The following is a 26452-nucleotide window of genomic DNA, read 5'->3' on the forward strand; positions in this document are numbered from 1 at the left end:
TTATCGTTGATTTTATTTTTCATTATATAATGTTAATATGTATATTGATAATAACGTGAGGTGTGAACATGGAAACGACATTAAGCATATTAGAAAAACAAATTAGCAGCAGACTTAAAGGTGTAGACCATTATGAATCTATATATTTCAACCAAATATTAGGTCAAATACTTGATACATACGATATTCCTGAAGAAGCGAAATTAGCTTGCCTCACTATAGATACTGCAATGCGCCACTTAGATGAAGCCTATATAAAAGATACTTCAAAGAAATCTATTTTAATCGGTGATTTATTAAGTGCCCATTTTTATACATTATTAGCAACTTTAAATAATCCAAGTTATCAAAAGGATATCAGTCGATCAATTGTGGAGGTAAATGAAATTAAATCATCTGTACACCAAGATGATTTAGATAAATCAGAAATGGGTTCTCACATACTAAAAGTAGAGAACATTTTTTTAATGATTACGTTGAAGCATTATGCCAATGAAGCAATTGATATACAAAGCATTAATGACAAACTATTAAGTCAACTCATTGAACAGAAACCTGCTTATTTAAAAAAATATACAGATAACGAAATTAAATTATTCATTCAAAATATTTAACTAAACTGAAATCAAATTTAAAAGAGGTAATAACTATGGCAGATAATAAAGTAAACAAGGAAAAAGTGCATAACGTTTTTCAAAATATATCAGGAAAATATGATCGATTAAATAACATCATCAGCTTTGAACAACATAAGACTTGGAGAAAGCATGTTATGAAAGAGATGAAAGTTAAACCGGGTTCAAAGGCCTTAGATGTTTGTTGTGGAACAGCTGATTGGACAATTTCACTTAGTAAGGCAGTAGGCCCAACAGGTGAAGTAACAGGTGTTGATTTCAGTGAAAATATGCTTGAAGTAGGGAAGACAAAAACGCAAGATATGGACAATATTAATTTAGTCCATGGTGACGCAATGAACTTGCCTTTCGAAGATAATGAATTCGACTATGTTACAATTGGGTTTGGTCTTAGAAATGTTCCCGATTATTTGGCAACGCTAAAGGAATTAAACCGCGTATTAAAACCAGGGGGAATGGTAGTGTGTCTCGAGACAAGCCAACCTACAACACCTGGATTCACACAGTTATATAAATTTTACTTTAAATTTATCATGCCTATTTTTGGTAAAATTTTTGCTAAATCCAAAGAGGAATATGAATGGCTTCAACAATCAACATTTGATTTCCCAGATAAAGAGAAATTAAAAAGACTATTTTCACAAGCTGGATTCAGTAACATAAAAGTACGTAGCTTTACAGGTGGCGTTGCAGCAATGCACCTTGGCTATAAATAAAATCGAATTAACCAAAGGTGATTAGCGTGTCAAAGTTAAACATGAACAACGAAATTAAAAAAGTAGAAAAAAGAATCGAACAAGCAATTATCAGCAAAGATCCGACACTAGAAGCTGCTGCCAAGCATTTATTCACATCAGGTGGAAAACGTGTTAGACCCGCATTCGCTATTTTAAGCGGACAATTTGGTGAAACAGAAAGCGAAGATGTGTATAGAGTAGCTGTCGCATTAGAATTAATTCACATGGCCACACTGGTTCATGACGATGTGATAGACAAGAGCGATCGTCGCCGTGGCCGTTTAACTATTTCTAAAAAATGGGATCAGAGCACTGCTATATTAACTGGCAATTTCTTACTTGCATTAGGCTTAGAATATATTTCGTATATAGAAGATAATCGGGTTCACAAAGTTATTTCACACTCTATTGTCGATGTTTGCAAAGGAGAATTATTCCAATTTCAAGACCAGTTTAACAGCAATCAAACTATTACTAATTATTTAAGACGTATCAATAGAAAAACTGCATTGCTTATCCAATTATCTACAGAAGTTGGCGCTATTGCTGCAGGTGCAGATATTAAAACAATCCACAATTTAAAAATGATTGGTCATTATATAGGTATGAGCTTTCAAATTGTAGATGATATTCTTGACTTTACTAGTACGGAGAAGCAATTAGGCAAACCTGTAGGAAGTGATTTAATGAATGGTCATCTTACATTGCCAGTACTGCTTGAAATGAAAGTTAACACTGAATTTAAAACACAAATTGCAGCGCTTAGCCCTGAGAGTAATAAAGCAGAATTTGAGGCATGTATCAATACAATACGTCAATCAAATGTGATACAAACTGCCCAAGAAATTAGTGATAAGTATCTCGATAAAGCTTTGAGTCTGATTGATGAACTTGAAAATGACAGTGCAAAACCATTATTTAAAAAGATTATTAAAAAAGTTGGAAAAAGAAATGTGTAAGTTATGTGAAAAACGTTGAAAGCGCTTTAATTACCTGTTAATATAGGAATGTATCGGATAAGTATATTTATTTGGATATATCTTATTGTGTATAACGAATTTTACACTTAAACAACAATACAGGGGGATTTACACAAGATGGAAAGAACTTTTTTAATGATTAAACCGGACGCGGTACAACGTAATTTAATTGGAGAAATTATTTCTCGTATAGAACAAAAGGGGTTAAAGATTGTGGGGGGTAAATTAATGACAGTGCCACAATCACTTGCTGAAGAACATTACTCTGAACATAAGAGCAAGCCTTTCTATAACAATTTAATTGAATTCATTACTTCTGCACCAGTATTTGCAATGGTTGTTGAAGCTGAAGATGCTGTACATATCTCGCGTCATATTATTGGCAAGACAAATCCATCTGAGGCAACTCCTGGTACGATTAGAGGAGATTTAGGTTTAACAGTTGGAAGAAACATTATTCATGGATCTGATTCTGTAGAATCTGCAAAGAAAGAGATTGCTTTGTGGTTCAAACCTGAAGAACTTAGCGATTATACTGAGACTCGCGAAACTTGGTTATATGAATAATACCATTTTACATATATTATAAAATTGAGACCCTTGAGATGAATTTCTTAAGGGTTTTATTTTTTATGCGCTTTTAACATTACGTTATATCACCTTTTTACACACACTATTACATTCTACGTATTTTCCGTTTAAATAATGACATAAATGCATGCTAAACACTTTATGCTATTTATAACTCTCTTTACAAGTGGTACACTAATGCAAATAGAAATGATAGAATTTTCTTAAGATTTAAGATTTGTAAATTTTTCTATTAATTTGCTTAAATGAATATGATAAGATATAGAACATATAACAATTTAAAGTACTAAAGAACGGAGTGGGTAAATAATGAGATATTTAACTTCTGGGGAATCACATGGTCCACAGTTAACTGTAATAATTGAAGGTGTACCAGCGAATTTAGAAATTAATGTAGAAGATATAAATGAAGAGATGTTCAAGCGTCAAGGTGGCTATGGTAGAGGTCGACGTATGCAAATTGAAAAGGACACAATTGAAATCGTTTCAGGTGTCAGAAACGGCTATACATTAGGCAGCCCAATTACGCTTGTTGTTACTAACGATGATTTTACTCACTGGAAAAACATTATGGGTGCAGCACCAATAAGTGAAGAAGAACAAGATAACATGAAACGTGTTATTACAAAACCACGTCCAGGACATGCTGACCTTATTGGTGGTATGAAATATAATCATAGAGATCTAAGAAATGTATTAGAACGTTCATCTGCACGTGAAACAGCTGCACGTGTTGCTGTAGGTGCAGTAGCTAAAATTCTACTTAAACAATTAGACATAAACTTTTATAGTCGTGTAGTTGAAATTGGCGGCGTTAAAGATGATGCTGAATATGACATACAAACAATTAAAGACAATATAGATAAAAATGATGTACGTGTTATCGATGATAGCGTAGCACAACAAATGAGAGATAAAATCGATGCAGCTAAAAAAGCCGGCGATACAATAGGTGGTATTGTTCAAACAGTAGTAGAAGGTGTACCAGTAGGCATTGGAAGTTATGTACATTATGATAGAAAGCTTGACGGAAGAATTGCCCAAGGTGTAGTTAGTATTAATGCCTTTAAAGGTGTAAGCTTTGGTGAAGGTTTTAAATGTGCTGAGTTACCTGGTAGTGAAGTACAAGACGAAATTTTATATGACGCAGAACAAGGTTATTACAGAGGTTCTAACCATTTAGGTGGTTTCGAGGGCGGTATGTCCAATGGTATGCCAATTGTAGTGAGTGGCGTGATGAAGCCAATCCCTACTTTATATAAACCATTGAATTCTGTTGATATCAATACCAAAGAGCCATTTAAAGCGTCAATCGAACGTTCTGATAGTTGTGCAGTGCCTGCAGCAAGTGTCGTAATGGAAAATGTCGTAGCATTTGAACTGGCAAAGGCTGTATTAGAAGAGTTCCATTCAAATCATATCGACCAATTAAAAGAACAAATTGAAGCACAACGTCAAATTAATATTGAATATTAAGCAATATTAAAATATTAAATGTAATTAGGTGAAATCATGATATTAGAAACGACTTATAATTCTAACAACTATCCAATCATTGTAGAACATAACGCATTAGAACAATTACATCAATTTATACAAGGCTATAAAGATATCGTCTTAGTTGTTGATGCCACAGTAAATAATACATGGTCTTCTGCATTAGCCTTTTTAACTTCTGAATATGATGCACATAAAGTGATAATACCTTCAGGAGAGTCAACTAAGTCATTAACCTTCTATGCAGAGACAATTGAGGCATTACTGAGCAGACAATTAACTCGTGATACATGTTTAATCGCTATAGGTGGTGGTGCTACTGGCGATTTTACTGGCTTTTTAGCAGCAACACTTTTACGTGGTGTAGATTTCATTCAAGTTCCAACGACTATTCTAGCTCATGATTCTAGTGTTGGTGGAAAGGTTGGTATTAATTCACAACATGGCAAAAATCTTATTGGTGCATTTTATAGACCGAAAGCTGTTATCTATGATCTGAATTTCTTAACAACATTACCATTTTCAGAAGTGCTAAGCGGCTATGCGGAAGTTTATAAACATGCCTTATTAAACAATGAGGCTGCAGTGCGCGAAATCGAACAGCAATATAGTGATGCCACTGAACTTAAGGCATTAGATGAAATTGAATACTACCTTTATAAAGGAATTGAAACTAAACTGAATATTATTTTACAGGATGAAAAGGAATCAAATGTACGAAAATATTTAAATTTAGGTCATACATTTGGTCATGCTGTTGAATATACCTTTAAAATACCTCATGGACATGCAGTGATGATAGGAATCATTTATCAATTTATTGTTAGTAATCAAGTTCTAAATCAAGATTTTGATATCGAACATTATATTCAATATTTACAAGACTTAAACTATCCTTTAGACATTATAAGTCAATTTGAATTTGATGCACTATACGCATTGATGTTAAAAGATAAAAAAAATAATCAACAAGGTGTACAAATGGTTCTGTTGGACGGTATTGGCAATCCAATCGTAAAGCATGTAGATAAATCAATACTGCTTCAGTCTTTCGAATTATTAGTTGCGCACTTTAAAAAGTAGGAGGGCCACAGATGACAAACAATGAGACAATAGCAATTAATGGACCTTTAACTGGTGAAATAGAGGTCCCAGGCGATAAATCAATGACACATAGAGCGATAATGTTAGCTTCATTAGCTACTGGCAAATCAACAATTAACAAACCTTTGCTCGGAGAAGATTGTTTACGTACAGTTGAAATTTTCAAAAAACTAGGCGTTGATATCTTTGTATCCGATAATAAAATCGAAATCGATTCACCAGGCTATAAACATTTTAAAACACCGCACCAAGTGTTATATACAGGAAATTCAGGAACGACAACAAGATTAGTTGCTGGACTATTATGTGGTTTAGGAATTGAAAGTGTGCTATCCGGTGATGAATCTATAGGCAAAAGACCTATGGATAGAATTCTCAAGCCATTAACTGCTATGGATGCCAACATAACTGCTATTGATAATAACTACACTCCATTAATCATCAAACCTGCACAAATTAAAGGAATCAATTACGAAATGGAAGTTGCCAGTGCCCAAGTCAAAAGTGCAATTTTGTTTGCAAGTTTATTCGCAGATGAACAGACAACTATTAAAGAATTAGGTACTACAAGAAATCATAGTGAAACAATGTTCGAGCACTTTAATATTCCTGTTCAAACAAAAGACGGCTATATCGAAATACCACCTAAAGGTATAGAGCATATTCAAGCAGCAGACTTTAATGTACCAGGTGATATATCATCTGCAGCTTACTTTATTGTTGCTGGGTTAATCACTCCTGATAGCGATATTACAATTCATAATGTTGGCATAAACTCGACCCGTTCAGGTATTATAGATATCGTGACTCAAATGGAAGGGAACATTACATTATTTAATCAAACAAATGGTGCTGAACCTACTGCTTCTATACGCGTGCAATATTCTCCCAATATGAAACCAATACATATAGAAGGGGACTTGGTACCTAGAGCAATTGATGAAATACCAATCATTGCACTTTTATGTACACAAGCGAATGGAACGAGTATCATTAAAGATGCAGAAGAATTAAAAGTGAAAGAAACTAACCGTATTGACACTACAGCAAACATGCTCAATTTATTAGGTTTTACATTGCAACCAACAAACGATGGAATGATTATTCATCCATCAGCATTAGAGCAAACTGCCACGGTAGATAGTTATACAGACCATAGAATCGGTATGATGTTAGCTATCGCTTCCCTTTTAACTTCAGAGTCATTAACGATTAACCAATTTGATGCAGTCAATGTATCTTTCCCAGGGTTTATGGACAAGTTAAAACAATTAGAAAATGAGGGATAAAAAGTATGGAAGACATCTATAAACTAATAGATGATATCAACTTACAAAAATTAGATAACTTAGACACTCGTGTAAATGAGGCATTGAGTTCACCGAATGATGACGCCTTATTTGTACTGGGAGAAACGTTATATAATTATGGACTAATGCCTCAAGGATTAGAAGTTTTTAGAACTTTATATCACAAGTATCCAGATGAAAGTGAACTTTTAATTTATTTTATTGAAGGATTAATGTCAGAAAATCAAACTGACGAAGCTTTAGAATATCTTAACGAAGTAGAATTATCTACTGAAAGGCTAATGCTAGAAGCAGATCTGTATCAACAATTAAATATGATTGAAGTAGCAATTGACAAATTAGTAGAAGCAATTGAGCTTGAACCAAATGATCCAATTATTCATTTTGCTTTAGCTGAGTTATTATATTTTGATGGCCAATATCTAAGAGCTGCATCGGAATATGAAACAGTATTAGAGACTGGCGAATATGAAGTGAATACGATTAATTTATTCGCACGATTGGCAGATTGTAGTTTACAAAGTGGTAATTATAGCGATGCCATAAAAATGTTTGACGAAATGAACGAAGATGAAATGAATTCTGAAGATTATTTGAAAAAAGCAATCGCCTATGAAAAGAATGACTTAACACAAGAAGCCATTAAACTTGTAACTACTTTACTATCAAAAGACCCAGACTTTTTACAAGGTTATTTCTATTTACAGCAATTATATGAAAATGAACATAATCATGCTGACGCAATTGAAATTGGTAAAGAGGGATTGAGACTAAGTCAATTCTATAAAGAGTTGATGGTGTCAACTGGTAGCATTCAAATTGAACACGGTGATGCAAATGAAGGCGTTCAATTATTGATTCAAGCATTGGAAGTAGACAATGCTTATCAAGAACCATTGTTAATTCTTAGTGACTTGTACCGTTCAGAAGAAGATTACGAAAGTTTAATTGGACTTTTACAATATGTGGATGAAGAGGATTTAGATCCAGTATTTATGTGGCATCTCGCATTTGCGCTTGGACAGGAAGAACGTGATAAAGAGGCTCAACATTTCTTTGAATTAGCATATCCAACATTACAAAGTCAATCGGCATTCTTAAGTGATTATTACTACTATTTAATTGAAATTGGTAAAGTAGAACAGGCTAAATCAATATTAAATCAATTATTAGAGTTAGAGCCGAGTAATGAAACATGGCATGATGAGGCCGAAAGATTAACATCTTACTAGTCGAGGAAGGTGAACTGTTTGGCTGACACATTGCAACAGATGAAATCATCTTTTATAGAATATATATTATTTCAATATCGTTTTAAGTCACGTATCAGCGTATGGGTGCTGAATTATTTAAAATCAGCACCAGATGTTTTGCAAAACATACATTTTGTAGATGAAATTATACCTACACATAATACATTAGAGATGTCGGTAGTTAATGCGAATAAAATTGCGATTCGTTTGATACTGAGTGACAAACAATTGATTAATAATGACGAAATATTTAATTATGTCGTGAAGTCGAAATTTGCATTCGATGTCAAATTACATTTTGAGGAAGAGGATGTTAGAGAACCTCGTTTAGACGAGCTGTTGCTTAATCAACTACTCAATTCACCATATTATGCATTATATATGCAAGATATCTATAGCATACCTCTAACCAAAAAAAGTGAACGCTCAATTATTCAGCATTTACAATCCAATATAGATTTGAGTTTGCAATTGCATGATCGACCATTGTTCTATCAATTATCACAAATATTAAATACTTTTAAATCAAGAAATGTTAATTCAGGTTTGAGGGAATAAATCTATGAACATAACAACAATTTGGCAGCTATGTATCTACAATAAAATAATACTTTCTTTTTTATTAATCTGTAATGTCTTAGGCACAATATATGGTTATATTTGGTATGGTACACAATTACAAGCAACGAGTTGGCAATTCAAACCGTTTGTGCCTGATAGTCCAACCGCTTCGTTGTTTCTATGTATTGCGATTATAGGCTTTATGCTAGGTAAGCAATTACCTATCGTAGAAGCGCTCGCTTTTACAACATTAATAAAGTATGGCGTTTGGGCAGTAATCATGAATGTGATTATGTTTATACAGTATGATCATGTAACTGTAATTGGATGTATGTTGATACTCTCTCATGGCATTATGGCAATCCAAGCCTTACTATTTTATCCGAGAATGAAAGTAACACTACTTGGCTTCTTAATCAGTATGATTTGGGTATTTAATAACGATATAATTGATTATGTCTTTATGCAGTATCCTTTTTATGACTTTATTGCTAGACATATTGAAGGCGTGGCCTACTTAGCATTTACATTAAGTGTAATTCCACTCGTACTTTATTTATATTTAACCCGATTTAAAAAGACTAAATTATTTGACCTTCCTTAACGTTCACAGTAAAATATAACTAAAGGAGTGAGGATTTTTGTCTTTTATCTATATGATAGTTTACTTTGTTATCTTAATGGTACTCCCTCTATGGGCACAGCACAAAGTTAAATCGAATTATGAGAAATATTCACAAGTTAGATCAACAAGTGGCAAGACCGGTCAAGAAGTTGCATTAGAAATACTACATGCGAATGGCATTTATGATGTAGATGTCGTCGAAGGGAATGGTTTCTTAACTGATCATTACGATCCTAGAAAGAAAGTTGTAGTATTATCACCTGCAAACTTTAGCCGTCCTTCGGTAGCGGGAACTGCGATTGCAGCACACGAAGTTGGTCATGCAATACAACATGCACAAGGCTATTTCTTCTTGAAATTCAGAACATCACTGGTACCTTTGGCAAATATTGGTAGTTCAATTGGATATTTAGCAGTTTTTGCTGGTATTATTTTAACTACTTTACACAGTACTTTAGGTTCCACAGCGTTATGGATTGGAATTGCGTTTATGTCATTTGCAGTGCTCTTCTCTATCGTAACACTACCGGTTGAATTCAATGCGAGTAGTCGAGCTATGAAACAAATACAGAGTTTAGATATTGTAAATGAAAAAGAATATAAACACGCTAAGAAAGTATTATCAGCGGCAGCTATGACTTATGTAGCTTCAACTGCAGTAGCGTTAGCAGAACTTGCACGTTTCATTCTAATCGCACGTTCAAGTGAATAATAAATAGTCGAGTTTGGAGCTTAAATGCCCATTCTCAAAATAAAAGAGCTATTCCGTTATGGATTAGCTCTTTTTTTATGTTAAGACATCATATTTTCGAAATACCCTGTTGATATGGCTAAGGAAACTATGCCAGTGGAAAACTAACTTGTGTGCGAATTTCAGTAAATAGATCCTAATCATACAAACTATTGTACTTTAAATGATTAGTCCTTGAATATCCACGCATTTAGTGGTGAATATTCGCTGAATGATGTACCAGCTCCAATCTTTTCATGACCAGTTCTTACTAAACAAACATAAACGATTATTTAACATTATTAACTGATAAAATCATTCTCATACACGCTATAAATATGCTACAGAAAATGTCTAGATTGCAGGAATAATGCATGAATCATCATTTTAAGCTATACTATATTAGAAAACGTAAGATTGAGAGGGATCCTTTGATGAAAACAATGAATGAGATGCAAAATGAGGTTGATGAATATATTAGCCAATTCAAAACAGGATATTTTTCACCATTAGCAAATCTTGCACGCTTAACAGAAGAAGTAGGGGAGTTAGCTAGAGAAATTAATCATTATTATGGCGAAAAAAAGAAAAAAGATTCAGAAGCTGAAAATACAATTAAAGCAGAACTAGGCGACAATTTATTTGTCTTACTCTGTATTGCTAACTCTTTAGACATCGATATGTCAGAAAGCTTCGATGAAACGATGACAAAATTTAATACACGAGATAAAGATAGATTTGAACGTAAATAATATAGAGATTGTGGGGTGTAGCACACTATGAAAATAGGTATAACATGTTATCCATCTATGGGTGGATCAGGCATTATTGCTACAGAATTAGGTATTAAATTAGCGGAACGTGGTCATGAAATTCATTTTATAACATCAAATATTCCATTTAGAATACGCAAGCCTTTACCTAACATCACGTTCCATCAAGTAGAAGTCAACCAATACCCCGTCTTTCAGTATCCTCCTTATGATATAACGCTAAGTACAAAAATTGCAGAAGTTATCAAAGAATACGATTTAGACTTATTACATATGCATTATGCAGTACCTCATGCCGTATGCGGTATATTGGCGAAACATATGTCGCATAAAAATATTAAAATTATGACGACATTACATGGGACAGATATTACAGTATTGGGTTACGATCATTCATTAAAAAATGCCATAAAATTTGGTATTGAAGAAAGTGATATTGTAACAAGTGTCAGTGAATCATTAGCACAACAAACACAGGATATTATTGAAACTGATAAAGATATCGTTCCGATTTATAATTTTGTTCGTGAAAATGAATTTCCAACTAAATCTGATGAACTATCAGAAAAAAGTAAGCACTTAAAAGCATGTTATGGTATAAAAGATAACGAAAAGGTATTCATCCATGTGTCTAACTTTAGAGCAGTCAAGCGTATCGATACAATTATTGAAACATTTGCAAAGGTACAACAAGAAATACCTTCTAAGTTATTATTATTGGGTGATGGCCCAGAATTAATGGACATGAAGCAAAAAGCCAAAGACTTAGCTGTTGAGGAACATGTATTATTCCTTGGTAAACAAGACTGGGTGAGTGAATTTTATCAGATAGCTGATTTAGTTTTATTACTGAGTGAAAAGGAAAGTTTTGGACTTACATTACTGGAAGCTATGAAATCTGGTGTGGTGCCAATTGGTTCTACAGCAGGAGGCATAAAGGAAGTCATTAAACATGAATCAACAGGTTATTTAGTTGATGTTGGAGATAGTGACTCAGCTAGTAAATATGCTAAAAAACTACTACTTGATGACAATTTATATAAAGAAATGCAAACGAAAATGTTAGCAGATGTAGAACAACGTTTTGCATCAGATTTAATTGCAGATCAATATGAGTATTATTATAGAAAAATGTTAGAGGGAAACAATGAATAAATCTATTTTTGAAGCAGCTCAACCTATATTAAACAACTTGATCACACATGATTATCAAGCATATTTCGTCGGTGGCTCTGTTCGAGATTATTTAATGCATAAAGAAATTCATGACATTGATATCACAACCAGTGCAACACCAGATGAAATTGAAGCAATTTTTGACAAAACAATTCCAATTGGTAGGGAACATGGCACTATTAATGTAGTTTATAAACATGAACAATATGAAATCACAACATTTAGAGCTGAAGGGGAATACGATGACCATCGTCGACCTAATGCAGTCTATTTCGTCCGAGATTTATATGAAGATGTAAAGCGACGTGATTTTACGATGAATGCAATCGCCATGGATACGCACTATCGTATACTTGATTACTTTAATGGACAACAGGACATTGAAAATAAAATCATTCGTACAGTAGGTGATGCTGCCGAAAGATTTAACGAAGATGCATTGCGTATTATTAGAGGACTCAGATTTCAAGCACAACTTGGATTTATGCTGGAAGAATCAACTTATTTAGGAATGAAATCACACATTGCTAGTATTGAGCATCTTTCAATTGAGCGAATAATTGTTGAATTAAAAAAATTATTTACTGGAAAGTATATCACTCAAAGTTATAATAATTTAAAATCCTTAAATGCATTCAACTATATAACTTACTTTAATCAATTTGATTTTACAAAATTCCAAGTCAACCTACCTGTCGATTTCACTTTACTAATTGCTGCTTTGAAAGTTCAACAACCTATGGTAGAGGCTTCTTTATCAATGTTAAAAATAAGTAATCAGGAAAAGAAAGCAATAACAAAATATGAACAGTTGATCCAAACTATTCCTAATATTTCAAGTAAAAATGATTTAAAATATTTTGTTTATGATTACGGCAAAGTAGATATTATTAATGTATTAAACCACTCTGAATTATTACACGATAATCAAATTATTGACCTGCAACCATTAATTGTTAATAGAGACACAATTAATGAAACTTATGCTCAACTACCGATAACTTCAAGAAAACAGATTGCAATTAATGGTAATGACATATTGACCACTTTAAATCAGCCTGGTGGCGCATGGTTAAAACTATTATTACGCGATATCGAATGTGCCATTATTCGTGGAGAAATAAACAATCAGAAGAATGAAATTTTAGAATGGGTGAAAACACATGTCAAAATATAGTAAAGATGTAATACAAATTTTATATCAACATCAGCCAGATTATATTTCTGGGCAGTTTATTGCCGAACAATTAACGATTTCGCGTACGGCTGTCAAAAAAATTATTGATCAATTAAAATTAGAAGGCTGTGAAATTGAGTCCATAAATCATAGAGGTCATCGCTTAATACAACTCCCAGAAAAATGGTATAGTGGCATTGTACAACCAATTATTAAAGCACAAAATCTTTTTAATCATATTGAAGTAATAGAATCGACACCATCTACTCAGATATTAGCCAAACAAAAGCTTGTGGGTAACAGCGATACCTATTTAATCCTTAGCGATGAGCAAACAGAAGGAAAAGGTCGCTTTAACCGACCATGGGCGTCATCAAAAGGTAAAGGCCTATGGATGTCCATTGTTTTGCGTCCTAATGTACCATTTGATACTATAACTAAATTCAATTTGTTTATGGCTTTAGGTATTAGAGATGCAATTCAACAATTTTCTGAAAAAAGAGTAACTGTCAAATGGCCAAACGACATCTATATTGATGGTAAAAAGGTTTGTGGCTTTTTAACTGAAATGGTAGCTAATAGTGATGGCATAGAAGCAGTCATTTGTGGTATTGGAATCAACATGAATCAATCTCAAGCTGATTTCACTGGTGAATTAATTGAAAAGGCCACTAGTATTAGAATAAATTCAAATGATATAATCAATCGTTACTATTTTTTACAAGCATTAGTTAAGCATATAGAATACCGTTATAACCAATTTATTTCAGAACCATTTTCTACAATACGTGAGGAATATATTGATGCTTCTAATATTTGGAATAAGGAATTAAAATTCACGGAAAATGGTAATCAATTTTTAGGTAAAGTACTAGACATTGATAATGATGGCGTGCTAATCGTAATAGATAATGAAAATCAACAACATAAATTAATCAGTGCTGACATAGAGTTTTAAAGTCATAATTAAGCGAAAGGAGGAATACAGATGAATACACCTTGTTATGCAGTCGTTGATTTAGAAACGACAGGTAATCAATTAGACTATGATGAAATTATACAAATTGGCATTACGTTCGTTCGTGAGAATAAAATCATTGGCACCTATCATTCATTAATTAAAACTGATTTAGATATTCCTCCTTTTATTCAGGCATTGACCTCAATTGAAGACAAAATGCTAAATCAAGCTCCTTATTTTCATCAAATTGCCGAAGACATCTATAAACAATTAGATGGTTGTATATTTGTGGCACACAATGTCGCTTTTGATTTAAATTTCATTAAGAAGTCTTTTAAATCTTGTAATATAAAATATCGTCCTAAAAAAGTGCTGGATACATTAGAGTTGTTTAAAGTAGCATTTCCAACAGATAAGAGTTACCAACTTAGTGAATTAGCAGAAGCGCATGGTATTGCATTGGATAATGCACATAGAGCGGATGAAGATGCAGAAACAACGGCACAATTAATGATACTTGCCTTTGAAAAGTTCGAATCATTACCACTCGATACTTTAAAGCAACTATATTATTTAAGTAAAAACTTAAAGTATGACTTATATGACATTATCTTTGAAATGGTGCGCAATCATAACCAAGAGACATTAGATCAACATTATGAGCAATTCGAACAAATAATATATAAGAAGCAAACGGACTTTAAAGCACCTAAAGTTAATTTTGAAGGTACATTAAAAGATTTATATACAATGGTGACTGAGGAGTTAAACCTCACTTATAGACCGCAGCAATTATATCTAGCTGAAATTATCCTAGAACAATTAATGCATAGTGAAAAAGCAATGATCGAGGCCCCTTTAGGAAGCGGAAAGTCAATTGCCTACTTACTTGCAGCGATAATGTATAATATTGAGACTGGTAAACATGTAATGATTTCTACAAATACGAAATTATTACAAAATCAATTACTTATTAAAGATATCCCTGCTTTAAAAAAGGCATTGAATTTCAAAATAAATGCGTCATTAATTAAAAGTAAACGTGATTATATTGCTTTAGGATTGATAAGCCAAATACTTAAAGACGAATCGACAAATTACGAAGTAAATATATTGAAAATGCAGTTACTTATTTGGATAACAGAAACTGAAACTGGTGATATTCAAGAGCTTGATTTAAAAGGCGGACAGAAAATGTACTTCGAACAAAAGCTCGAAACCTATGTACCGGTGCGCAATGACATTCATTACTTTAATTTTATAAAGCGTAATGCCCAAAATATACAAATTGGTATTACTAATCATGCGCACTTAATAAATGCTTCGCATGATAATACAATTTATCAATTATTCGATGATTGTATTATAGATGAAGCACATCGTTTACCTGATTATGCTTTGAATCAAGTCACAAATGAGCTGAGTTACTCAGATATAAAATATCAACTAGGTCTAATCGGTAAAACAGAAAATGAAAAATTACTAAAAGCAATTGATACATTAGAACAACAGCGCATCTTAGAAAAACTTGATATTCCACCAATTGATGTATTTGGACTAAAAACAAATATAAATGAAATTCATGATTTAAATGAGCAACTTTTTAATACTATGTATGAATTGATCAAGCAAACTGATGTACACGATGACGAAATACACAAAGTGCATTTTGTTTATCACTTTGATGTGTCTCCAATTTTGCAAGATTTACATGCCATTATTCATAAATTAAATATGACACTTGAGTTTTTCAATGGTATGAGCCACAAAACGATAAAATCTGTACGGAAGCAAATTCTATATATTAATGACCGCTTCAAAGATATTGAACATAGTTTAAAAAATAACCATACAAGTTATTTATCAATTAAAAATTTAAATCAAAAATCAACCATTCGCTTAAATGTAAAGGATTATGAAGTAAAGGATATATTAACAAAGCAAGTGTTGGATAAGTTCAATTCACTTACATTTATCTCAGGTACATTAACCTTTAATCATTCGTTTGAAAGCTTTAAACAATGGTTTAATAAGGATGCCAAATTCAATACTTTTGAAATTGATTCTACTATATCAAATCGTAAACAAACTACGGTATTTATACCAAACGATGTTTCATCTTATAACTATAAAAATATCAATGATTACGTTACATCTATTGTTAACTACGTTGTCGAATATACAACTAACGTTGAGTCCAAATGTTTAATCTTATTTACGAGTTATAAAATGATGCATATGGTACAAGAATTACTCAATGAGTTACCTGAATTTGAAGATTATGTTATTCTCACGCAACAACAAAATCAGAATTATAAAATTGTGCAACAATTTAATAGCTTTGATAAATCCATTTTGCTAGGGACAGGCACTTTTTTCGAAGGTTTCGATTTTCAATCAAACGGTATTAAATGTGTAATGATAGCAAAATTGCCATTTATGAATCAAAATAATACTAAGTATTGGTTAATGGATACTGAATTTGCATCGACCTTTAAAGATTATGTTTTACCAGATGCAGTAACTCGATTTCGTCAAGGGTTAGGTCGATTAATTCGTGGTGAACAAGATAAAGGTATTATCGTTTCATTCGATGATCGACTCGTGCGTAGTAATTATAAGCAATTTTTTGAGCAAGCATTAGAAAACTATAAACAAAACAAAGGCGACATAAAACAATTTTCAAGTTTATTGAAAAAAATAAAAAAAGATGAACATAACAAACCATAAAGTTAACACACGCAACTAGAACTGAGTTACGTATTTTGTTAAAATATATTAGGATAAATAAAAGTAGATTATGAATATTAGGAGACTGGTTATGAAAACAACGATTAAGCAAGCTAAACAATACCTTAACCAAGAAGTAACAATAGGCGCATGGTTAACAAATAAACGTTCAAGTGGGAAGATTGCTTTCTTACAATTAAGAGACGGCACTGGTTTTATGCAAGGTGTTGTAGTAAAAGCGGATGTTTCAGAAGATATATTCAAACTGGCTAAAGAGGTTACACAAGAATCTTCTTTATATGTTACAGGTACGATTACAGAAGATACACGTTCTGATTTGGGTTATGAAATGCAAGTGAAATCAATAGAAGTCATTGCAGAAGCACATGATTACCCAATTACACCGAAAAATCACGGTACTGAATTTTTAATGGACCATCGTCATTTATGGCTACGCTCTAAAAAGCAACATGCTGTTATGAAAATCAGAAACGAAATCATTCGTGCGACATATGAATTCTTCAATGATAATGGTTTCACAAAAATCGACCCACCAATTTTAACTGCAAGCGCACCAGAAGGAACAAGCGAATTGTTCCATACGAAATACTTTGATCAAGATGCATTTTTATCACAAAGTGGTCAATTATATATGGAAGCAGCAGCTATGGCACATGGTCGTGTATTCTCATTCGGTCCAACATTCAGAGCCGAAAAGTCTAAAACACGACGCCATTTAATTGAATTTTGGATGATTGAACCAGAGATGGCGTTTTGTGATCATATACAAAGTTTAGAAGTGCAAGAGCAATATGTTACACATGTCGTGAAATCTGTATTAAACAACTGTAAATTAGAATTAAATGCATTAGAAAGAGATACTTCAAAGCTTGAAAAGGTAACTACACCATTCCCACGTATCACATATGATGATGCTGTTGTTTTCTTAAAAGAACAAGGCTTTGATGATATTGAATGGGGCGAAGACTTTGGTGCACCTCATGAAACAGCTATTGCAAATCACTATGATTTACCAGTATTTATTACAAATTATCCGACTAAGATAAAGCCATTTTATATGCAGCCAAATCCTGACAATGAAGATACAGTATTATGTGCTGATTTAATTGCACCTGAGGGTTATGGTGAAATTATCGGTGGTTCTGAACGTATTAATGATTTAGCCTTATTAGAACAACGTATCAACGAATACGAATTAGACCCTGAAAGTTATAGTTACTACCTAGATTTACGTCGTTACGGTAGTGTACCTCATAGTGGTTTTGGATTAGGATTAGAAAGAACAGTTGCATGGTTATCAGGCGTTGAACATGTCCGTGAAACTTCGCCGTTCCCACGTTTATTAAATCGTTTATATCCATAAATAATGTGTTATTAATTTTCATTTTGCGTCCAGTCTCAAATTTTTGACTGGGCGCTTTTATAACAATTCTGGTTGATTGGAGTGATATATATGAACATTGAACAATTAAAATCAAGACCTGTTATAATACGAAAGGAATTATTAGACCATTATTCTGACATGGGGTTAAACGAGACTGAGCTAATTATTCTAATTAAACTTTTGCATAGTGCAGAAATTTCAAATAAACAACCGTCAATTGAAACTTTACAACAAGGTAGCACATTAGACTCAAGGGAAATTACTGCTATCATTCAACGTTTAATCCAATATGATTTACTAGAATTAAACGTTAGTAAAGATGAAGAAGGTAAATTTACCGAGTATATGAATCTTGATAAATTTTATACAAGGTTAAGTGAAATTATTGATTCAATAGAGGAAGAAGAGATAGCTGAAGATAATACTTTAGCATTTGAAAATGTCTTTAAAAATATAGAACAAACCTTTGGTAGGGCTTTGTCACCTTATGAAATAGAAACAATTAATCAATGGTTAGATGTTGACCATCATGAACTGTCGGTCATTCAAGCAGCATTAGACGAGGCCACAATTCAAAATAAACTCAGCTTTAAATACATTGACCGTATCCTACTTAATTGGAAGAAAAACAATGTTAAAACCATTGAAGATTCTAAAAAAATAAGCCGTCAATTTAATCAACCTCAAATGAAACATACAGTACAAAAAGTACCTAAGTTTGACTGGCTAAATGGGGAGAATCCAGATGATCAGCAATAAAAAAGCACTAGAAATGGTAGATGTCATAGCAAACATGTTTCCAAATGCAGAATGCGAATTGGTTCATGACAATCCATTTGAACTTACAATCGCAGTCTTATTATCTGCTCAGACTACAGATATTTCTGTTAATAAATTAACTAAAAATTTATTTCAAAAATATAAGACACCAGAAGATTATTTAAATGTAGAACTAACAGAATTAGAAAATGATATAAAAACAATAGGCTTATATAGAAATAAAGCTAAAAACATTCAAAAGTTATGTCAATCACTGCTCGTTAAATTTGATGGTAAAATTCCTGAAACACACCAAGAACTAGAAAGTCTTGCCGGCGTCGGCAGAAAAACCGCAAATGTTGTAATGAGTGTTGCATTTGGAGAACCTTCATTAGCTGTAGATACACATGTTGAAAGGGTTTCTAAGCGTTTAGGGATTTGTCGCTGGAAAGATAATGTACGTCAAGTAGAAGATAAACTGTGCAAAGTTGTACCTCGTGAGCGTTGGAATAAAACGCATCACCAACTTATATTTTTCGGACGTTACCATTGCTTAGCTAGAAGTCCAAAATGTGATATTTGTCCATTATTTGAAGAATGCAGAGAAGGACAGAAACGATTTAAAGCAAGTTTGAAAGAAGCGTGATATTTATGATAGTAAAAGAGGATTTTATTGAACTGGAAAAGCAATTAGATATGTTTGCCAAAAATAAGCAATTAAAGAAACCTGAGGCCATTACTGCATTAGATAGCTATTTCGATTTACTTGTTGCGTATTTCAAACAAATTAATCAAATTGATCAAATTGAACTAAACCTATTGTCTTCGTATCCAGTTGTACCTATGAACTTTGAAGAGCGCTATACTTACATGATAGAGCGTAAGCATCATTTCATGGGTTATAGACAAATGAAAACACTAAAAACCGAACTTATTAAAATGAATGCCGCATATCAACTTAAGCTTAAAAGGGAACAGCAATAACAAAAATGACAGTGTTTTTAATGGCTATTACTTATAGGCGCTTAATTTTGACTATTAATATTACTTTACAAATGAACCATATGCTAAGCATATGGTTTTTTTCTACAAGAAAAAAACCCCCGATTTCCTAAAATAGGAACTCGGGGGTTAAATTCATCTTATGATGATTTTCTAATATCAAATATTGCGTTCAAGTTGAATAGCTTAGTCAATGCATTACCACTAGAAGAATTGCTTCCAGAGCTTTGACTTGATTGAGAACTACTTGTTGAACTACTTGTTGAACCACTATTTGAAGTACTGCTATCAGAACTACTGCTTGATTCACTGCTACTAGAGCTTGATGAAGAACTACTACCTTGACCATTTGGTTTTTGGCTCGTTGTGTTATCATCTGGGTGTCCAGCTACAGATAAATCATCTTTATCACTGCCATTAACTGAATCTGGTTTAGTAAAGTCCTTACCATCTTTAGGCGAGATATCAGACATAACATCTTCTAATAGATATTGTGGGTATTCTTGTTCATCGTGACCGACGAATGAATTTACGCCACCTTGTTTAACTGATTTGAAGCCCATCCATACAGACATACTGTATTTAGGCGTGAAACCGTTAATCCAAACATCTTTCGCAGCATCATCTGGTAAGCCGTATTGTTGATAAGTTTGTTCACCATACGTACCTGTACCAGTTTTAGCGGCTAAGTTAACACCTGATACTCCATGACCATAAGCAGAACCATATGCTTCGAATGTACCTTTTAATACTTCCGCTAACATATACGCTGTATAGTCTTTCATCGCTTTATGACTCGTGTGTTCATATTTAATTGTTTCACCGTCTTGCTTAACGACTTTCTTAATAGAGTGTGCATTGTTATATTCTCCACCGTTAGCAACTGCAGCATATGCTGAAGCTAATTGAGTAGGTGAGAATTCTGATGCTGATCCACCTAATACTTCAGAAGGTCCGATATCACTTTGATAATCAAGTCCTACTTTTTTAGCAAATTTCTTAGGTGCATCATTGCCGGCATTTTCTTTAGTAGATTGCCAAGCTTTAAGTGCTGGAATGTTGAAACTTTCACGTAATGCATCATAAAGTTTCACTGTACCATGACTCTTTGTATCATAGTTTTTAAACGTTACACCATCGACTTGATATGAAGATTCATCTTGGATAGCGTGATTTGTTGCCCATTGCATATTTTCTATTGCAGGACCATATGCTAAGAATGGTTTCAGTGATGAACCAGTAGGGTGAGCATCTGTTGCTTGGTTACGATCTTGGATATCTCGATAATTTCTACCGCCAGAAATCGCAACTAAACCACCAGTTTCACTGTCAACAATTGAAGAACCAACTTGTTGGTCTTCGTTCTTATAATAACTACCATTATCTACACGGTCTTGTAAAGTTTGTTGAACGTTTTTATCCATGTTTGTATAAATCTTAATACCACTATTTAAAACAGATGCTAAATCTTTGTCTTTAAATTCTTTGTTGTTCATTAATTCTGATTTAACAAACGTTAAGTAAGAATCGTATTCTTTGTTTGAATCATTTTCACTTACTTGTCGTTCTTTATTTGTTCGTTTTACTAAGTTATCTTGAAGAGAAGTTTTTTGTGCTTCTTCTTTTTGCTTCTTAGTAATTCTATGGTGGTATTCCATTAGATAAAGTACTGTATCTTTACGTGATTCCGCTTGTTTAGGATTGTCATAGATATTATAAGTGTTTGGCACCTGAGGTAGACCTGCTAAGTATGCTTCTTCTGCTAAATTTAAATCTTTCAAGTCTTTGTTGAAGTAATATTTAGCAGCAGCTTTCACACCGTAGACACCATCTGAATAATAAATCTTATTCAAGTACATTTGGAATATTTCATCTTTACTGTACTCTTGTTCTAAACGATATGATAAGTATGCTTCTTGAGCTTTACGAGCAATAGATTTTTGGTCAGTTAAGAATGAACGCTTAACAACTTGTTGTGTTAAAGTCGAAGCACCTTGTGATCCAAATCCACCTGTAAAGTTCTTCGCAACAGCACCAAATAGACGTTTATAATCTAGTGCACCATGATCATAGAATCGATTATCCTCTGTAGCTAAAACAGCTTCTTTCATTTTGGTTGGTACTTTGTCTAAATCGACATGTTCTCTACGTTGACCATTGTCCAACGTTTTTACGAGATCACCATTTTTATCGTAAATTTTTGCTGGTATCGGATCTTGTAATTTAGATTCCGTAAATGCTGGTGCTTTCCAAGCATAATACGCAAATAGTAAAATACCGATTAATGCTAAAACGATAAAGGCAATGATAAGAAAGCCGAATATCTTAATAATCGTTCTCTTAATATTCCTATTCTTTTTTTGTTCGGACTCTCCATTACTATTGGATTGGGAAGTCCTTTTCTTCTCCGTCATACGCGGTCCTCACTTTCATCTAATATCAACTTATCAACTGCTTTGATGTAATTCAATCGTGGTTGATACTGATAAGGAATATAGTAACCATTTTTTCTAATTTCTTCAACCGTAATTGACTTTTTCACCTCACTCATATGTCTTTCCCAAAAATATTTGAATTTAACATAGGGAAGCAAATAAACTTCATCTAATGTTTTGAAGCGGATTAATAAAAAAACGATTCCATTTTGCTTATAACATGCATCCATATGTACAACTTGATGCTCATGCATATTATTTAAAGGAAACGACGTTTTATTTTTAGTTTCTTTTGCTTCAAAATCTAGATAACGGCCATTGTAAATGCCATTATAGTCAGTGGTTGAAGGTGTTCGGAAATAAGCTTCATTGATTACGGCTTTACTTCTCATGGGGTAGTGAACATTTACTATTTGTACGGGGGTAGGCTTTTTATGTATAACAGCCATGCCATGGTTTAAATAATAAGTGTTCGACAGTTCGATATCCTTTTCCAAGGACATACCTCTGCCACCATAGTCTATATTACTTGATTTGTTAGAAAAAGCGCGTCCGACTTGAGGCTTATTTCTATTAAATGGCTTTCCATTAGGATAATTCATTTTTTTCACCACTCTAATTTGGTTATGAAAAACCTTTTCCATTATAACTGACTTTGCTTTATTTTTCCAAACTATACTATAAGAAAGGATGTAAATTTAATTACAAAAATACATCATATATATTTTAACGTGCTTCTTTTAAATATACAATATTAGAAAATAGATATTAATTTTAAGTATTTAAACTTTGACATCGCTTTAGAAATGACGCATCACGGCATTTGTGGTAAATTTGTTGTGTAGGAGGAAACCTCATGCAACAATTAATTACTCAGCTTTTAAATGAAGTGCAATACATGCAAGATAAATATGAGTTAGTAAAAGAAAGTAATACGGATTATGATTTTTATACAGAGGTCATACCATTCACAGAGAAAATTGATAAATCACTTTCTAAATTGCGTTCATTTGAGACTCAAATTCTATCATTACAATATATGAATAAAAGAAAGTTCGACCTACTTATTTCAAATATCGAGGCATTGTCTGTCGAGTGTCATTTTAAACGTACAAGTAGGAAACTTTTCACTGAAAAAATTAAAGCAGTACAATATGATTTAGCTTATATACTGAGAAATGAGTGGAAATATGATTAAGACCATTTATGTAACAGGATATAAATCTTATGAATTGAATATATTCAAAGACGATGCGCCAGAAATCAATTATTTAAAGCAATTTATCAAACATAAATTAATTCAGTTGATTGAAGAAGGATTAGAGTGGGTATTAATACAAGGACAGATGGGTATAGAATTATGGACAGCAGAGGTAGTACTTGAATTAAAAACTACATTCCCGGAGTTAAAACTTGGTATTATAACTCCATTTTATGGGCATAGCGATAGATGGAACGAGCAAAATCAATTAAAGTATAATACAATCCAGCAACAAGCTGATTATGTAGATAGTGTGTTTCATTCATCATATGAAGGGCCTCATCAATTTAAACAAACAGATCGATTTATGCTAGATCATACCGATTTGACGCTGTTAATTTATGATGAGGAACAAGAAGCAAGCCCAAAATTCTTTAAGCAGATGTTAGTTGATTTTATGGAAGAAACAAACTATACTTGTGACATTGTTACGTTCGATGAATTAACTGAATTTATCAACGATTTACAGTGGTCTCAAGAACAAAGTTTTGAATGAGGTGGAAAAATAATGTCAGATGTTTCATTAAAATTATCAGCAAAAGATATTTATGAAAAGGATTTTGAAAAAACTATGACTCGTGGTTATAGAAGAGAAGAAGTAGATGCCTTCTTAGACGATATCATAGCAGATTATCAAAAAATGGCAGACTTAGATAGTGAAGTCGTTAAACTTTCAGAAGAAAATAATAAACTTAAAAAAGAACTTGAAGAGTTGAGATTACGTGTAGCAACATCGAGACCACAAGAAAATAAAAATTTCTCTTCAAACAATAGTAATGCAAGTAAGAGTGCCAACAATAGCGGTAATAATGTAGATATTTTAAAACGTATTTCTAATTTAGAAAAAGCTGTGTTTGGTAAATAAGGCAAAGCATAATTGTTAGAAATATATGCCCAAAGGTGGATAAGGTACTATCTACATAAAGACAAGTTTTAAATAAATTTAAAACTTGTCTTATTTTTATTTGTTTCAAAAGTTAAATAATGATATACTTTTAAAGATGGTGTTTCGGGTAATCGCTATAGCAATATAGAGGAAAGTCCATGCTCACACAATCTGAGATGATTGTAGTGTTCGTGCTTGACGAAACAATAAGTCAAGGCATTAAATTGACGGCAACGAAATAGCCTAAGTCTTCAAAGATATGGCTAGAATAGTTTGAAAGTGCCACAGTGACGTAGCTTTTATAGAAATATAAAGGGTGGAACGCGGTAAACCCCTCGAGTGAGCAATCCAAATTAGGTAGGAGCACTTTTTTAGCGGAATTCAACGTATAATTAAGGCATACCTTTTAAATTAAAGGTATGTAGACAGATGGTTACCACCTGCGTACGAGTGTTACTAGTACACGTTGGCAGTACAAAGGTACAAAACATGGCTTATAGAAATATCATCACTAGACCCAAGCTCTCCCATTTCGGAGAGCTTTTTTCATTGTTAAATGTAAAACTATCCATATTAATATTAGATATTTACAAAGTTCATAAACTTACAGCATATCTATTTAAATAAAGTTTTGATAAAATACTTACATAATCATAAAAGCGAAGGAGACAAACTATGTACCAATTATTAGCCGTATGTCCAATGGGATTGGAAGCAGTTGTTGCAAAAGAAATACAAGAACTCGGTTACGACACAACTGTAGAAAATGGCAGAATATATTTCGAAGGTGATGAAACTGCAATTGTTAAATGTAACCTATGGTTAAGAACTGCAGATAGAATCAAAATTGTAGTTGGTCAATTTAAAGCGACTACATTCGACGAACTATTTGAAAAAACAAAATCTTTACCATGGGAAGCCATTATTGAGCAAAATGGTAATTTCCCAGTGCAAGGCCGTAGTGTTAAGTCAACACTTTATAGTGTGCCAGATTGTCAAGCTATAGTTAAAAAAGCAATTGTAGAACGCTTAAAGCGAGCTTACGAGGAAAGAGGTTGGTTAAATGAAACAGGTGCAAAATATCCAGTTGAAGTTGCTATCCTTAAAGACGAAGCTTTATTAACGATTGATACTTCAGGTTCAGGTTTAAATAAACGTGGTTACCGTTTAGCACAAGGTGAAGCACCAATTAAAGAAACATTAGCTGCAAGCTTAATCCGTTTAGCAAACTGGACTGGTGATACACCATTAATCGATCCTTTCTGTGGTTCAGGTACAATTGCAATTGAAGCAAGTCTAATTGCTCAGAATATCGCTCCAGGATTCAACAGAGATTTTGTTTCTGAAACCTGGGATATCATGCCAGATAATTTATTTAACGAAATGCGAGACGAAGCAGATCAACAAGCAAATTATGATAGAGAAATTGAAATTTATGCTTCAGATATTGATCCTGAAATGATTGAAATCGCAAAACGTAATGCTGAAGAAGTTGGTCTTGCTGACATTATCAATTTCAGCGTAAAAGATGTTAATACATTAACGATTGATACAAATGAACCTGTTGCGTTAATTGGTAACCCACCATATGGTGAACGTATCGGTGATCGTGATGAGGTTGAAAAAATGTATCGTTATATCGGTAAATTGTTACATCAACATGCACGTTTATCTGCGTATGTACTTACTAGTAATTCTGAATTTGAGCACTTAACTAATAGAAAAGCTACAAAACGTAGAAAGTTATTTAATGGTTATATCGAATGTACTTATTATCAATATTGGGGCCAACGCTAAATATAGAACAAACGTTCGATAACCGAAAAATGAGCACTTCATATTATAAAACACTTTAAAGGAGGTG

25 protein-coding genes, 1 other RNA gene and 2 pseudogenes are annotated in these 26452 nt (G+C 33.0%); 26 read left to right on the forward strand and 2 right to left on the reverse strand.

The window, feature by feature from the left end:
- Nucleotides 1-68 precede the first annotated feature (68 nt).
- From ACY191_RS09005 to ACY191_RS09105, 21 genes and pseudogenes are all read left to right on the forward strand, one after another.
- Nucleotides 69-614, forward strand: a complete 546-nt coding sequence (locus ACY191_RS09005) for a heptaprenyl diphosphate synthase component 1 (RefSeq protein ID WP_107642084.1) — start codon at nt 69-71, stop codon at nt 612-614.
- 35 nt (nt 615-649) lie between these two features.
- Entirely contained in the window at nt 650-1351 is a 702-nt protein-coding gene (locus ACY191_RS09010) for a demethylmenaquinone methyltransferase (protein ID WP_042738645.1), read from the forward strand.
- 26 nt (nt 1352-1377) lie between these two features.
- Nucleotides 1378-2331, forward strand: a complete 954-nt coding sequence (locus ACY191_RS09015) for a polyprenyl synthetase family protein (RefSeq protein WP_042738646.1) — start codon at nt 1378-1380, stop codon at nt 2329-2331.
- 138 nt (nt 2332-2469) lie between these two features.
- Complete coding sequence (gene ndk, locus ACY191_RS09020) at nt 2470-2919, forward strand: nucleoside-diphosphate kinase (RefSeq protein ID WP_042738647.1); 450 nt, start codon at nt 2470-2472, stop codon at nt 2917-2919.
- A 333-nt stretch (nt 2920-3252) separates the two neighbouring features.
- Nucleotides 3253-4419: a chorismate synthase gene (aroC, locus tag ACY191_RS09025; protein ID WP_042738648.1), complete on the forward strand. Its 1167-nt coding sequence runs from the start codon at nt 3253-3255 to the stop codon at nt 4417-4419.
- Between the two features lie 36 nt (nt 4420-4455).
- Nucleotides 4456-5523, forward strand: a complete 1068-nt coding sequence (gene aroB, locus ACY191_RS09030; RefSeq protein ID WP_229367222.1) for a 3-dehydroquinate synthase — start codon at nt 4456-4458, stop codon at nt 5521-5523.
- 11 nt (nt 5524-5534) lie between these two features.
- The gene (gene aroA / locus ACY191_RS09035) at nt 5535-6833 is read left to right on the forward strand and encodes a 3-phosphoshikimate 1-carboxyvinyltransferase (protein WP_229367221.1); all 1299 of its coding nucleotides are present in this window, start codon (nt 5535-5537) and stop codon (nt 6831-6833) included.
- Between the two features lie 5 nt (nt 6834-6838).
- The gene (locus ACY191_RS09040; protein ID WP_042738651.1) at nt 6839-8086 is read left to right on the forward strand and encodes a tetratricopeptide repeat protein; all 1248 of its coding nucleotides are present in this window, start codon (nt 6839-6841) and stop codon (nt 8084-8086) included.
- Between the two features lie 18 nt (nt 8087-8104).
- Entirely contained in the window at nt 8105-8665 is a 561-nt protein-coding gene (locus tag ACY191_RS09045; RefSeq protein WP_042738652.1) for a YpiB family protein, read from the forward strand.
- 4 nt (nt 8666-8669) lie between these two features.
- Complete coding sequence (locus tag ACY191_RS09050) at nt 8670-9272, forward strand: DUF1405 domain-containing protein (RefSeq protein WP_042738653.1); 603 nt, start codon at nt 8670-8672, stop codon at nt 9270-9272.
- Nucleotides 9273-9309: 37 nt separating this feature from the next.
- Nucleotides 9310-10005, forward strand: a complete 696-nt coding sequence (locus ACY191_RS09055; protein WP_042738654.1) for a zinc metallopeptidase — start codon at nt 9310-9312, stop codon at nt 10003-10005.
- Nucleotides 10006-10457: 452 nt separating this feature from the next.
- Nucleotides 10458-10775 (forward strand): nucleotide pyrophosphohydrolase, encoded by a 318-nt coding sequence (locus ACY191_RS09060; protein ID WP_229367220.1) that lies wholly within the window; start codon nt 10458-10460, stop codon nt 10773-10775.
- A gap of 27 nt (nt 10776-10802) precedes the next feature.
- Nucleotides 10803-11951, forward strand: coding sequence for an N-acetyl-alpha-D-glucosaminyl L-malate synthase BshA (bshA, locus tag ACY191_RS09065; protein ID WP_229367219.1), 1149 nt, complete (start codon nt 10803-10805; stop codon nt 11949-11951).
- Nucleotides 11944-13149 (forward strand): CCA tRNA nucleotidyltransferase, encoded by a 1206-nt coding sequence (locus ACY191_RS09070; RefSeq protein WP_463270005.1) that lies wholly within the window; start codon nt 11944-11946, stop codon nt 13147-13149. The genes bshA and ACY191_RS09070 overlap by 8 nt, the downstream gene beginning before the upstream one ends.
- Nucleotides 13136-14107, forward strand: a complete 972-nt coding sequence (locus tag ACY191_RS09075; RefSeq protein ID WP_229367217.1) for a biotin--[acetyl-CoA-carboxylase] ligase — start codon at nt 13136-13138, stop codon at nt 14105-14107. The genes ACY191_RS09070 and ACY191_RS09075 overlap by 14 nt, the downstream gene beginning before the upstream one ends.
- Nucleotides 14108-14137: 30 nt before the next feature.
- The gene (locus tag ACY191_RS09080) at nt 14138-16840 is read left to right on the forward strand and encodes a helicase C-terminal domain-containing protein (protein WP_042738659.1); all 2703 of its coding nucleotides are present in this window, start codon (nt 14138-14140) and stop codon (nt 16838-16840) included.
- 91 nt (nt 16841-16931) lie between these two features.
- Complete coding sequence (gene asnS / locus ACY191_RS09085; protein WP_042738660.1) at nt 16932-18224, forward strand: asparagine--tRNA ligase; 1293 nt, start codon at nt 16932-16934, stop codon at nt 18222-18224.
- A 90-nt stretch (nt 18225-18314) separates the two neighbouring features.
- Nucleotides 18315-18621: pseudogene (locus tag ACY191_RS09090) on the forward strand (DnaD domain-containing protein); the annotation flags it as partial.
- 74 nt (nt 18622-18695) lie between these two features.
- Nucleotides 18696-19004: pseudogene (locus ACY191_RS09095) on the forward strand (DnaD domain-containing protein); the annotation flags it as partial.
- Entirely contained in the window at nt 18991-19650 is a 660-nt protein-coding gene (nth, locus tag ACY191_RS09100) for an endonuclease III (protein WP_042738662.1), read from the forward strand. The pseudogene ACY191_RS09095 and the gene nth, both read left to right, overlap by 14 nt.
- A 5-nt stretch (nt 19651-19655) precedes the next feature.
- Nucleotides 19656-19988 (forward strand): YpoC family protein, encoded by a 333-nt coding sequence (locus ACY191_RS09105; protein ID WP_042738663.1) that lies wholly within the window; start codon nt 19656-19658, stop codon nt 19986-19988.
- A gap of 158 nt (nt 19989-20146) precedes the next feature.
- Here the strand turns inward: ACY191_RS09105 and ACY191_RS09110 are convergent, their stop codons facing one another.
- Together ACY191_RS09110 and recU are read right to left on the reverse strand one after the other, a co-directional pair.
- A complete protein-coding gene (locus tag ACY191_RS09110; protein WP_229367215.1) occupies nt 20147-22420 on the reverse strand; it encodes a transglycosylase domain-containing protein in 2274 nt (757 codons plus the stop codon).
- Entirely contained in the window at nt 22417-23043 is a 627-nt protein-coding gene (gene recU, locus ACY191_RS09115; RefSeq protein ID WP_042738665.1) for a Holliday junction resolvase RecU, read from the reverse strand. Before recU ends, ACY191_RS09110 begins: the two co-directional genes overlap by 4 nt.
- Before the next feature lie 254 nt (nt 23044-23297).
- Here recU and ACY191_RS09120 point away from each other — a divergent pair, with 254 nt between their 5' ends.
- The 5 genes from ACY191_RS09120 (at nt 23298) to ACY191_RS09140 (ending at nt 26385) form a co-directional block, all read left to right on the forward strand.
- A complete protein-coding gene (locus ACY191_RS09120) occupies nt 23298-23639 on the forward strand; it encodes a DUF1798 family protein (protein ID WP_042738666.1) in 342 nt (113 codons plus the stop codon).
- Nucleotides 23632-24198: an SLOG family protein gene (locus tag ACY191_RS09125; protein ID WP_042738667.1), complete on the forward strand. Its 567-nt coding sequence runs from the start codon at nt 23632-23634 to the stop codon at nt 24196-24198. Before ACY191_RS09120 ends, ACY191_RS09125 begins: the two co-directional genes overlap by 8 nt.
- Before the next feature lie 12 nt (nt 24199-24210).
- Nucleotides 24211-24567 carry a cell division regulator GpsB gene (gpsB, locus tag ACY191_RS09130; protein ID WP_042738668.1) on the forward strand — a complete coding sequence of 119 codons (357 nt, stop codon included), beginning with the start codon at nt 24211-24213 and terminating at the stop codon, nt 24565-24567.
- A 140-nt stretch (nt 24568-24707) separates the two neighbouring features.
- Nucleotides 24708-25090: RNase P RNA component class B (gene rnpB, locus ACY191_RS09135), an RNA gene on the forward strand.
- Nucleotides 25091-25263: 173 nt separating this feature from the next.
- Nucleotides 25264-26385 (forward strand): THUMP domain-containing class I SAM-dependent RNA methyltransferase, encoded by a 1122-nt coding sequence (locus tag ACY191_RS09140; protein ID WP_229367214.1) that lies wholly within the window; start codon nt 25264-25266, stop codon nt 26383-26385.
- The last annotated feature ends 67 nt before the right edge of the window (nt 26386-26452 follow it).

Source organism: Staphylococcus sp. TCBT05, from assembly GCF_055179755.1.

Bases quoted from the DNA above. Each gene is read 5' to 3' on its own strand.
- ACY191_RS09005 (WP_107642084.1), top strand. From the start codon at position 69: ATGGAAACGACATTAAGCATATTAGAAAAACAAATTAGCAGCAGACTT.
- ACY191_RS09010 (WP_042738645.1), top strand. From the start codon at position 650: ATGGCAGATAATAAAGTAAACAAGGAAAAAGTGCATAACGTTTTTCAA.
- ndk (WP_042738647.1), top strand. From the start codon at position 2,470: ATGGAAAGAACTTTTTTAATGATTAAACCGGACGCGGTACAACGTAAT.
- aroC (WP_042738648.1), top strand. From the start codon at position 3,253: ATGAGATATTTAACTTCTGGGGAATCACATGGTCCACAGTTAACTGTA.
- aroB (WP_229367222.1), top strand. From the start codon at position 4,456: ATGATATTAGAAACGACTTATAATTCTAACAACTATCCAATCATTGTA.
- aroA (WP_229367221.1), top strand. From the start codon at position 5,535: ATGACAAACAATGAGACAATAGCAATTAATGGACCTTTAACTGGTGAA.
- ACY191_RS09040 (WP_042738651.1), top strand. From the start codon at position 6,839: ATGGAAGACATCTATAAACTAATAGATGATATCAACTTACAAAAATTA.
- ACY191_RS09050 (WP_042738653.1), top strand. From the start codon at position 8,670: ATGAACATAACAACAATTTGGCAGCTATGTATCTACAATAAAATAATA.
- ACY191_RS09060 (WP_229367220.1), top strand. From the start codon at position 10,458: ATGAAAACAATGAATGAGATGCAAAATGAGGTTGATGAATATATTAGC.
- bshA (WP_229367219.1), top strand. From the start codon at position 10,803: ATGAAAATAGGTATAACATGTTATCCATCTATGGGTGGATCAGGCATT.
- ACY191_RS09070 (WP_463270005.1), top strand. From the start codon at position 11,944: ATGAATAAATCTATTTTTGAAGCAGCTCAACCTATATTAAACAACTTG.
- ACY191_RS09075 (WP_229367217.1), top strand. From the start codon at position 13,136: ATGTCAAAATATAGTAAAGATGTAATACAAATTTTATATCAACATCAG.
- ACY191_RS09080 (WP_042738659.1), top strand. From the start codon at position 14,138: ATGAATACACCTTGTTATGCAGTCGTTGATTTAGAAACGACAGGTAAT.
- asnS (WP_042738660.1), top strand. From the start codon at position 16,932: ATGAAAACAACGATTAAGCAAGCTAAACAATACCTTAACCAAGAAGTA.
- nth (WP_042738662.1), top strand. From the start codon at position 18,991: ATGATCAGCAATAAAAAAGCACTAGAAATGGTAGATGTCATAGCAAAC.
- ACY191_RS09105 (WP_042738663.1), top strand. From the start codon at position 19,656: ATGATAGTAAAAGAGGATTTTATTGAACTGGAAAAGCAATTAGATATG.
- ACY191_RS09110 (WP_229367215.1), bottom strand. From the start codon at position 22,420: ATGACGGAGAAGAAAAGGACTTCCCAATCCAATAGTAATGGAGAGTCC.
- recU (WP_042738665.1), bottom strand. From the start codon at position 23,043: ATGAATTATCCTAATGGAAAGCCATTTAATAGAAATAAGCCTCAAGTC.
- ACY191_RS09120 (WP_042738666.1), top strand. From the start codon at position 23,298: ATGCAACAATTAATTACTCAGCTTTTAAATGAAGTGCAATACATGCAA.
- ACY191_RS09125 (WP_042738667.1), top strand. From the start codon at position 23,632: ATGATTAAGACCATTTATGTAACAGGATATAAATCTTATGAATTGAAT.
- gpsB (WP_042738668.1), top strand. From the start codon at position 24,211: ATGTCAGATGTTTCATTAAAATTATCAGCAAAAGATATTTATGAAAAG.
- ACY191_RS09140 (WP_229367214.1), top strand. From the start codon at position 25,264: ATGTACCAATTATTAGCCGTATGTCCAATGGGATTGGAAGCAGTTGTT.